The following is a 10044-nucleotide window of genomic DNA, read 5'->3' as shown; positions in this document are numbered from 1 at the left end:
CTGTGTTGCGCAATCCGCGGGCGAGATGCCCCACGTATTACCAATTACGCACGATTATCGTTGCTCGGGAGAAAGCGCGATGCCGGGAACAGGGGAAGATTCATCCCCCTTTTCATTCGCGAGGAAAAAGCGGGAAACGGAGCCGTCCGCGCAGGCGCGACGGACGGTAATAACGGGCGGACCGCCGGCAACTCGATCGTTGCCGGCCCCGGAAATCAGAGCTCGATGTTCTGGGCCCAGGCCAGCGCCGACAGATGGCAGTCGTTGATGCGCGAACCGCTGATGCAGAGGGATGAGGCCATCCGCTCGAGTTCCTTGTTGTTGAGTTCCGACGCTTCGGCCAGCGCGAGGAAAGGCCCGTAGATCCCTTCGCGGCTCAGCAAGGCTTGCGTCACCGGCTCCGACAGCTGGATTTTCTCGAGGATGTCTTCCATCGGCACGCCAAGCAGCTTGTCGAGCAGGGAAAACATGCCGGCAACGAAGAGGTTTTCGGCCTCGTTCTTGGGAAGGAAGCCCTGGCCGATCAGTTCCGCGAAGCGCCCGCGGATGACGGCGGTCTGCAGCAGCACGGGCGAATAGCCGGTGGTCGTGGCCGTCGCCAGCAGCAGGGCCAGCCAGCGGTAGAGCGGTGAATAGCCGAGCATCGTCACCGCGTGCTTGAGCGACTGGATTTCACAGCCGAGCCCGAAACCGGCCGAATTGATGAACCGCAGCAGCTTGTAGGACAAGGCCGCGTCGCGCTTGAGCACGCCTTCTAGCTGCTTGACGTCGGCATTCTTCCTTACCATGTCCATCAGCTGGAGGATGATGGTCTGCGCGGGATTCAGGTCGCGCACGCGCTGCCCGCTGCGCGGCGACAAGTGCAGCTTGCCAACGAAGGAGAACATTCCCACCGATGCGCAGAGGTCGTAGGCCTGCCAGGTGGATACCTGTCTTGCGATCAGCTTGATCGCGGGCATGCCGAACGCCTTGTAGGCCTGAAGCTGGGCGGCGAAATCGCCGGCGGTGACCGGAAGTTCGACGTAGCTGAGGTGCGGGAGCACCGCCTTGTCGAGGCCGGGCAGGTTCGCCTCGCGCAGGCAGACCCCGAAGCCTTTCGCCCGGACCGTGGCGAGCGATTCGATCGCGCCCGGCATTGCCAGGTCCGCGCCGCGCACCACCAGCACCACGCCCTTCGAGGGCAGGAAATCGACGGTATTCCCGGTCATCAGGCCTACCGGCACTTCGAGGAAGACCAGGTGATCGTTGAGCGGCGCGACATCGTCGTTGTCGCTCATTTCGGCCGCCACGAAGTGCACCAACTCGGTGGCCTCGGCCTCCGTTGGCGCGGCGCCGCCATTGATGACGTGCTGCCACGCCAGTTCGTATCCGAGTACCCGTTCCTGCGTGTTCAGCAGCGGTTCGCGAACGATGAAGAGCTCTTGTTGCATGTCGCCCTTGAAAGAAAAGGAGTTACCGGGAGGAGTACATCGGAAGGCGCCTTCGCACGTTCAGGACGGCGAACGCGCGGAAGGACGCATGGATGGCATGGGATCAGGTGACATGAATTGAACCGGCAAAGCGTCGCTGCGGCCAGGGTGGAAGGCCGCGCCGACCACCCGGACACTCAGAATCCCAGGCTTTCGAGAAGGTCGTCGACCTGCCCCTGGTCCGCCACGACATCGGCGTTCCCCTCGGGATTGATCTGAGGACCGTTCAGCAATCCCGACCCGGCATCGCGGCGGATTTCCGGAGGCGCGTAGTCGACCAGCAGTTGCACGAGCTGCTGTTCGATGCCGTGCGCCAGTTCGGTGACCCGCTTGATCACTTGCCCGGTGAGGTCCTGGAAATCCTGGGCCATCATGATGTCGAGCAGTTGCTGCTTGGTGACGCCGGCATCGCCGCGCGTCGTATTCAGGTAGGACACCGTTCGGGATGCGAGCGCCCGGCAGGTCGCTTCGTCGAAGCCGCCTGCCATCAAGCTTGTCCATTCCTGCGCGATCTCGCCCGCGCCCGCTTCGATCTTATCCTGGAGCGGAGAGGCGGTCTCGGTCGCGTTCAATACCCGCTGGGCCGCCTGCTCTGTCATTTTCGCGACGTAGTCCAGGCGGTCGCGCGCATCGGGAATGTCATGCGCCGCCTTGGCGAGCAGCTTGTCGAATCCCAGACCGCGGAGATTGTCGTGCAGCATGCGCGTCATCTGGCCGACGCGCGCCAGCATCTCGTCGTGCACGACTTCGTTCCCCGAGGCGCCTGGCCGCGCCGCGCCGGATTGAGCTACGGGCGCGTCCAACTCAGGCACCTACTTTTTCAAGCTTTTCGAAAATCTTCGTCAGCTTTTCATCGAGCGTGGCGGCGGTGAAAGGCTTCACCACGTAACCATTCGCTCCCGCCTGGGCGGCGGCGATGATGTTTTCCTTCTTTGCCTCGGCGGTCACCATCAGAACGGGAAGCTTCGCCAGCGCGGCATCGGCCCGGATGTTCTGCAACATCGTGAGGCCATCCATCACGGGCATGTTCCAGTCCGAGATGACGAAATCGAATTGTTCGCTGCGGAGTTTCGAAAGCGCCATGGCTCCGTCTTCCGCTTCGTCGACATTCGAGTAGCCCAGTTCCTTCAGCAGATTGCGCACGATGCGGCGCATCGTCGAGAAATCGTCCACCACCAAGAACTTCGTATTCGGATCAGCCATGAATTACTCCATTGATTCTTGAAACCTTTATTGGTCGGTCGTGCTTCCCCACCGGTACCCCGCGCAGTGCGAGCCGCACACTGCCTGGAGCTGGTTTCTTCCGCCGGCAAAAGAAGTATAAACCTTCCTCTGTTTATTATGCACCTTGGCGCATTGTCGTCGACTACTAATAACAGCTTAAAAGACCGTCATTTCAACGATTCCAACCACATGCCCCTGTCCGCGTTAGCTGTTTGCCAACTTGCGCCGGCACCGCGTCACACGCGCAGGGCACGGCTGCTGTGCGTGGACAGGTAATTCAACACCATGCCCGGCAGCGCCTGCAGGCTTCCCACTTCGTGCGTCGCGCCGACGGCGATCGCCTCGCGCGGCATGCCGAACACGACGCAGCTCGCCTCGTCCTGCGCGAAATTGTAGGCGCCCGCGTTACGCATCGTCAGCATGCCCGCCGCGCCATCCTTGCCCATGCCGGTAAGGATCACCCCAACGGCATTCTTGCCGGCGCAGCGCGCCGCGGACTCGAACAGCACGTCGACCGACGGGCGGTGGCGGTTGACCGGGGGCCCCTGGTCCAGCTGGGTGACGTAGTTCGCGCCGCTGCGTGCCAGCAGGAGATGCGAATGTCCCGGAGCGATGTAGGCGTGGCCGGGCAGCACCCGCTCGCCGCCCTGCGATTCCTGCACCGTGATCTTACACAGGCTGTCGAGCCGGCGCGCGAACGACCGGGTAAATCCTTCGGGCATGTGCTGTGTGATCAGGATGCCCGGGCAATCGGAAGGCATCTGCACCAGGAAATCCTTGATGGCTTCGGTGCCGCCGGTCGACGCGCCGATGATGATCAGCTTTTCGCTACTCATCAAGGGATTGCGCAGCAGGGCTGGCTCGCCTCCCTCCCTGCCCGCTCCCGGAGCGGGAATGGTGCGCGGCTTGACCCGCGCCTTCGCCGCGGCGCGGATCTTGTCGGTGATGAGCTCCGCATATTCGAGCATGCCGTTCTGGATCGACATCTTCGGCTTGGTGACGAAATCCACCGCGCCCAGCTCGAGCGCCCTCAGCGTGATCTCGGAGCCGCGCTCGGTCAGCGAGGAAACCATGACGACCGGCATGGGGCGCAGACGCATCAGCTTCTCGAGGAAATCCAGGCCGTCCATGCGCGGCATTTCCACGTCCAGCGTCAGGACGTCGGGATTGGTCTTCTTGATGAGCTCGCGGGCAACGATGGGATCTGGGGCGACGCCCACCACTTCCATGTCGGGTTGCGTGCGGATGATTTCATTCATCACGCTGCGGATCAGCGCGGAGTCATCGACGATCAGTACTTTGATTTTCATTTTCTTCCCGCCTCCCGAGGTCGGCAATCAGGATGGCGGCTAGCCGAAAAGTTCGACATCGCCCGCCACCGGCGTGGTCTGCAGGCGGCTCGCGTAATCCTGCTCGCGGTTGACCAGGGTATTGTTGTTGAGTTGCTTGAGCTTTTTCACCAGCACCTTGCCGGTGCGCGGAAAGTAATACACCTTCCGCGGATGGACATCGTTCAGGTCTTCGGCGACGATGCGGATGCTTTCGGCGCGCAGGTAGTCGCGGACGAACTGGGCATTGCGTTCGCCGACGTTGATCGCCACGAAGCCGCGCAGCACGTTGCCGCCGCCGAACACCTTGGCTTCGAGGTTTTCACGGCGAGCACCCGCCTTCAGCACGTCGTTGATGAGGATTTCCATGGCGTAGGTGCCATAGCGCATCGAGGCTGAAACCGGGCTGTCGGCATCGCCGCCGCCATCCGGCAGCATGAAGTGATTCATCCCGCCGATTCCGGTGACGCGGTCGCGGATGCAGGCGGACACGCATGAGCCGAGCACGGTAACGATCAACATGTCCTTGCAGGTGTAGTAGTACTCGCCTGGAAGGATCTTCGCCGCGTCGCAGTCAAACGTCCGGTCGTAGTAGACGTTGGTGGCAAAGTGTTCTTCTAAGGGGAAGCTCATAGGTCATCTCTCTTGCCGACGTGCGGATGCGAGACGCGAGCCGCCATTGAGGGAATCAAGTTCGTACACTGTCTTGCCCCGCAGCTTGAAGGCGTTCGAAACATACAGGAAGTTTTCCGAATGACCGGCGAACAGCAGGCCATCCTGCTTCATCAGCGGCGCGAACCTCGCGAGGATCTTGCTTTGCGTCGGCTTGTCGAAATAGATCATGACGTTGCGGCAGAAGATCGCGTCGAACGGCCCGCTGATCGGCCAGTCGTCCGCGAGCAGATTCAACTGCTTGAAGGTGATGAGCTGCCGTAGTTCCGGTCGTACCCGGACCATGCCTTCCTGTGCCCCCTTCCCTTTCAGGAAGAAGCGCTTCGCCCGTTCCGGCTCCATCTTGTCGAGGCGGTCGATGGTATAGATGCCGCTGGAGGCCGTGTTCAGGACGTTCGTGTCGATGTCGGTGGCGATGATGTGCGCGGGCGGCGTCAGTGTGCCGAACGCCTCGCACAGGGTGATCGCGATCGAGTAGGGTTCTTCGCCGGTCGAACTGGCGGAACACCAGATCGACAAGGTTTCCTTCTTGTTCCGCACATGATCCGCGAGAATGGGAAAGTGGTGCGCTTCGCGGAAGAAAGACGTCAGGTTGGTGGTGAGCGCATTGGTGAAGGACTCCCATTCCGCGCTGCCGGCGTCCCGCTCGAGCGCATCGAGATAGGCGCCGAAGGAGCGGATCCCGGTTGCGCGCAAGCGCCTTGCCAGGCGGCTGTACACCATTTCCTGCTTGCTGTCGGCCAGCGCGATGCCGGCGCGCTTGTAGATGAGGCCCCTCACTCGCTCGAAATCGCGGGCGGTGAACTCGAATTCCTTTGCCGAGTCCGTTTTCACCTGTCTTGTCAAAGTCGAAGTCACCGCATCCCCATCGCATTCTTGCGTGTGCCCGGCTGGCTTGCGCCACCCGGACGTGTTACCCCTGGCCGGCCGGTCCTGGCACGTCACGCGTGACGTGCCGGCTGCCGCATTTCCTTAGAATTCTTCCCAATCGTCCGAAGCACCGGTCGGCGCCGGCGTCTTGCGAACGGGAGCGACTGCATTTCTGGCAGGACGGGCGGCGGGCCGCTGGGCGATGGCCGTGCCGGCGGCCGGCTTGGCGATCGCTTCCGGGGCAGCCACCGGGGCGCGTTCCTGCCTGATGGCCGCGCTCTTCAGGTTTGCGCCAGCCATCTTGAACACGGCGACGGCCTGGGCCAGCTTGACCGCCTGGTCCTGCATGCTCTCCGCCGCTGCCGCCGCCTGCTCCACCAGCGCTGCGTTCTGCTGCGTCATCTCGTCCATCTGCCCGATCGCCCGGTTCACTTCCTCGATACCCGTGCTCTGTTCCTGGCTGGCGGCGGTGATCTCGCTCATGATGTCGGCCACGTGCTTGACCGACGTGACGATGTCGCCCATCGTCTTGCCCGCCTCGTCCACCAGCTTGCTGCCCGCGTCTACTTTCTCCACCGAGTCCGAGATCAGCGCCTTGATCTCCTTGGCCGCGCCCGCGCTGCGCTGCGCCAGGTTGCGCACCTCGGCCGCTACCACCGCAAAGCCCCGGCCCTGCTCTCCCGCCCGCGCCGCTTCCACCGCAGCGTTCAGGGCAAGGATGTTGGTCTGGAAGGCAATACCGTCGATGACGCCGATGATGTCGACGATCTTGCGCGAGCTTTCCTTGATCGAACCCATGGTGTCGACCACCTGGCCGACGACATCGCCGCCCTTGACGGCATAGTCGGAAGCGGAAACGACAAGCTGATTGGCCTGGCGGGCGTTCTCGGCGTTCTGCTTGACGGTGGTGGTGAGCTCTTCCATGGAGGAAGCGGTTTCTTCCAGCGAGCTGGCCTGCGACTCGGTGCGCGCCGAAAGGTCGGCATTGCCGGAAGCGATTTCCTGCGATGCCGTGCCGATCATCTCGGTGCCATGGCGAACGTTGCCGACGATTTCCGCGAGGCTGCCATTCATCTGGCGCAGCGCATCGAAGAGCTGGCCGATTTCGTCCCGGCTTTTCTCGTCGATCTGAGACGTCAGGTCGCCGGTTGCGACGCGTCTTGCGACGCTGACGGCCTCGATCAAGGGGGTGGTGATGCTACGGGTGATGACCCAGGCAAACGTGCCGCCGATGGCGAGCGCAATGGCGCCCAGGCCGAACAGCAGGACCATCAGCTTGGTGTCGTCGCCGACCGAGCTATCGAGGACATCCTTTGCGGCGGCCTGCTCGAGTTCGACCAGCTTGTCGATTTCGACGACGGATTGCTGGTTCAGAGGATCGATCTTGGTAGAGATGACCTTGGAGGCGCCTTCGCTGTTGAAGGCAAGTGCTTGTCCGATGGCTTCTTTGAAGGGCGCGGCGATTTCCTGTTCCAGCCGGGTGATTTCGGCAACGATCTTCTTTTCGGCGTCGTTCAAGCCGAGCGCGGCCAGCTTGTCGCGGGCATCGGCGTAACGCTTGTTATGCGCCTTGACGCGGGCTTCTTCCTTTTGCATCGCAGTGACGTCCGACTGCAGGCCGATGTTGCGCATGGCGACGCCGCTCTCCAGCAGGGCGCTTTTCATCGACGTGGCAAGGACGCTCTTGGTGTTGGCCTGTGTCAGTCCCCGGATCAATTTCTCTTTGTTTTGCGTGGTCAGCAAATTACCGACGACGACCATCAGGGCAAGAATGCCGAGGATGATCCCAAATCCCACCCAGAGGCGGGTACCGATACGCAAATTACGCAGATTCATGTTGTTTCTCCCTGCTTGGATGCCGTGCTGTCATCGCCGTTTTTATGGAAACCACGCCCCGCGCCTGTCGTGTCTGACGCGTGATGCCTTTTGGACATATTACCTTGAACCAACTCCTCATTCCAACAATCCGGTTCAAAAATTGACCCTTACTTTCTCGCTTGTTGTTGCACGCGTGTACACATGGCATCGACAAACAACAGTTACATCTCGATTGGCCCGCCGCAGCGCTAAACCACCGGTTTCTCAAGCCGCATTCGAATGTGTGCAAGCCCATGCGCGCAGGCGAGCAAAGTTAAAAAAATAGCCACGTCGTCGTGGCTATTTGTCATTGGCTCAGAACTCTTCCCACTCGCTGCCTGAGGTGGGAGGCGCTGTCTTCCTGCCCTGCCCCACCGTCGCTACCGCCGTTGACTTTATCGTTCCCAAGGCCGGCTTTCGGACCTGCTGCGGGAGCCGCGGCGCCGCAGAGGCTGGCGCGGCGCCAGCGCGGGCATTCCTGCGCTCCTGGTCCTGCTCGGCAACCTTGAACACGGCGACGGCCTGGGCCAGCTTGACCGCCTGGTCCTGCATGCTCTCCGCCGCTGCCGCCGCCTGCTCCACCAGCGCTGCGTTCTGCTGCGTCATCTCGTCCATCTGCCCGATCGCCCGGTTCACTTCCTCGATACCCGTGCTCTGTTCCTGGCTGGCGGCGGTGATCTCGCTCATGATGTCGGCCACGTGCTTGACCGACGTGACGATGTCGCCCATCGTCTTGCCCGCCTCGTCCACCAGCTTGCTGCCCGCGTCCACCTTCTCCACCGAGTCCGAGATCAGCGCCTTGATCTCCTTGGCCGCGCCCGCGCTGCGCTGCGCCAGGTTGCGCACCTCGGCCGCTACCACCGCAAAGCCCCGGCCCTGCTCTCCCGCCCGCGCCGCTTCCACCGCAGCGTTCAGGGCAAGGATGTTGGTCTGGAAGGCGATGCCGTCGATGACGCCGATGATGTCGACGATCTTGCGCGAGCTTTCCTTGATCGAGCCCATGGTGTCGACCACTTGGCCCACGACATCGCCGCCCTTGACGGCATAGTCGGAAGCGGAAACGACAAGCTGATTGGCCTGGCGGGCGTTCTCGGCGTTCTGCTTGACGGTGGTGGTGAGTTCTTCCATGGAGGAAGCGGTCTCTTCCAGCGAGCTGGCTTGCGACTCGGTGCGCGCCGACAGGTCGGCATTGCCGGAAGCGATCTCGCGGGAGGCGATCGCAATCGTTTCCGTGCTCTGCTTGATGTTGTTGACCGTCCCGACCAGGTTTTGCTGCATGCTCTTCAGGGAACCGACCAATTGCCCCGCTTCGTCGTGTCCGGTTTCCGCGATGGCCGCGGTCAGGTCGCCGCCGGCGATCGTATCGGCGATCCGGCCCGCGTCCTTCAGCGGCTTGATGATCGTGCGCGTGATGATCATCGCGGCGAAGGCACCGAGCGCGATCATCACGATGCCGACGAGGAGCATGCCCATGCGGGTCGCCTGGTAACTGCTCTGCGACGCGTCATGCGTCGCCTTCATGTCTTTCTGCTGGTATTCCGCCATCGCCACCAGGCTGTTGATCCACTTTTCATGCGCCGGCAGGAAATCGGATTTCAGCAGCGAAGAGGCATCGAAGTAATTGCCTCCGGTGACATGGCCCTTGATTTTCTCAATGATCGGAAGCGTGGCTTGTTTCTGCGCCATCACCTCGTTCAGCGCCGCCTTCCCTTCCGGCGAGACGACGAGCTTCTTGAGCAGATCCTCGGACTTGGCATATTGCTGGAGCAGGGTATCGAGGCGCTTGGCTTCACGCTCTCCTTCCGTCGCATCCGTCGGCGTCGCGACCTTGCGCAGCGAAAGTGCCAGCGACCATCCTGCCTCGCGCATTTCCATCGCGTTCGTCAGGGCGGTCACCTTCTTCTGCACGATGTATTCCGCATTGTCCTGCAGTTCGCCCATTCCCCATATCCCCAGGCCCAGCAGCGCGCTCGCGCAGAGCAGGATCAGTCCGAAGCCAAGCGCAAGGCGGGCGCCAATCCTCAGGTTGGAAAGCTTTAGCATGTTGCATTCCTTTCAAGGCAGAAGAACAGTGAACGAACCAGTCGTGAACTGGGTGCAGCGTGATCAACCAATTGAATTCAATGCATCACGCGCAGGACCGCGGCCGGAGACCAGGCAGTCGTGCGCTTTCCGGCCGCGGCGCAAAGGCGCCAGCGGCGGAAATCAACTCAGCTTTCCAATTTCTGCAGGCTCAAAACTCCTCCCAGTCGTCGGTCGCCGACGAACCTGCCGGCGCAGGCGAAGCGGGCCGCTTGACGGCAACGCTCCTGCCCGCGCTCGCGCTGGGAAGCGCCTGCGCCGTGCGTTGCGCGGCCTGATCCTGCCTACCGCCGCTGCTCCTGGACTGCGGCAGGGCCGCCCTTGAGGGCGCGGCGGCAACGCCAGCCAGGTTGAACACGGCAACGGCCTGGGCGAGCCCGCCTGCCTGCTGCTGCATGCTGGCCGCGGCAGCGGCCGCCTGCTCCACCAGCGCTGCGTTCTGCTGCGTCATCTCGTCCATCTGGGCGATGGCCAGGTTGACCTGTTCGATGCCGTTGCTCTGTTCCTGGCTGGCGGCGGTGATCTCGCTCATGATGTCGGCC

General features: G+C 62.3%; 8 protein-coding genes and 1 pseudogene. All 9 read right to left on the bottom strand.

The genetic code is table 11. The features are described from left to right. Positions 1 to 215: 215 nt before the first annotated feature. On the bottom strand, positions 216 to 1430 hold the full coding sequence (locus tag G3574_RS16385) for an EAL and HDOD domain-containing protein (protein ID WP_163965346.1): 1215 nt from the start codon (positions 1428 to 1430) through the stop codon (positions 216 to 218). A gap of 176 nt (positions 1431 to 1606) precedes the next feature. Beyond that, positions 1607 to 2272: a protein phosphatase CheZ gene (gene cheZ, locus G3574_RS16380; protein ID WP_268958893.1), complete on the bottom strand. Its 666-nt coding sequence runs from the start codon at positions 2270 to 2272 to the stop codon at positions 1607 to 1609. Between the two features lies 1 nt (position 2273). Beyond that, positions 2274 to 2672, bottom strand: coding sequence for a chemotaxis response regulator CheY (gene cheY, locus G3574_RS16375; protein WP_163965344.1), 399 nt, complete (start codon positions 2670 to 2672; stop codon positions 2274 to 2276). A gap of 257 nt (positions 2673 to 2929) precedes the next feature. Next, positions 2930 to 4003: a protein-glutamate methylesterase/protein-glutamine glutaminase gene (locus G3574_RS16370; protein ID WP_163965341.1), complete on the bottom strand. Its 1074-nt coding sequence runs from the start codon at positions 4001 to 4003 to the stop codon at positions 2930 to 2932. A gap of 39 nt (positions 4004 to 4042) precedes the next feature. Beyond that, on the bottom strand, positions 4043 to 4654 hold the full coding sequence (gene cheD / locus G3574_RS16365) for a chemoreceptor glutamine deamidase CheD (RefSeq protein WP_163965340.1): 612 nt from the start codon (positions 4652 to 4654) through the stop codon (positions 4043 to 4045). A 3-nt stretch (positions 4655 to 4657) separates the two neighbouring features. Next, a complete protein-coding gene (locus G3574_RS16360; protein WP_163965337.1) occupies positions 4658 to 5527 on the bottom strand; it encodes a CheR family methyltransferase in 870 nt (289 codons plus the stop codon). 138 nt (positions 5528 to 5665) lie between these two features. After that, complete coding sequence (locus G3574_RS16355; RefSeq protein WP_163965335.1) at positions 5666 to 7399, bottom strand: methyl-accepting chemotaxis protein; 1734 nt, start codon at positions 7397 to 7399, stop codon at positions 5666 to 5668. Between the two features lie 336 nt (positions 7400 to 7735). Next, on the bottom strand, positions 7736 to 9463 hold the full coding sequence (locus tag G3574_RS16350; RefSeq protein WP_163965333.1) for a methyl-accepting chemotaxis protein: 1728 nt from the start codon (positions 9461 to 9463) through the stop codon (positions 7736 to 7738). 190 nt (positions 9464 to 9653) lie between these two features. Beyond that, positions 9654 to 10044 (bottom strand): annotated as a pseudogene (locus G3574_RS16345) (methyl-accepting chemotaxis protein); the annotation flags it as partial.

This window comes from Noviherbaspirillum galbum, assembly GCF_010974945.1.
GTDB classification, from domain to species: Bacteria; Pseudomonadota; Gammaproteobacteria; order Burkholderiales; family Burkholderiaceae_D; genus Noviherbaspirillum; species Noviherbaspirillum galbum.
Note: the sequence above shows the minus strand (reverse complement) of the source record. Positions and strands in the feature narration are given on the sequence as shown.

Coding starts and splice junctions, on each gene's coding strand:
- G3574_RS16370 (WP_163965341.1), bottom strand. CDS start 4,003: ATGAAAATCAAAGTACTGATCGTCGATGACTCCGCGCTGATCCGCAGC.
- cheY (WP_163965344.1), bottom strand. CDS start 2,672: ATGGCTGATCCGAATACGAAGTTCTTGGTGGTGGACGATTTCTCGACG.
- G3574_RS16355 (WP_163965335.1), bottom strand. CDS start 7,399: ATGAATCTGCGTAATTTGCGTATCGGTACCCGCCTCTGGGTGGGATTT.
- G3574_RS16385 (WP_163965346.1), bottom strand. CDS start 1,430: ATGCAACAAGAGCTCTTCATCGTTCGCGAACCGCTGCTGAACACGCAG.
- cheD (WP_163965340.1), bottom strand. CDS start 4,654: ATGAGCTTCCCCTTAGAAGAACACTTTGCCACCAACGTCTACTACGAC.
- G3574_RS16350 (WP_163965333.1), bottom strand. CDS start 9,463: ATGCTAAAGCTTTCCAACCTGAGGATTGGCGCCCGCCTTGCGCTTGGC.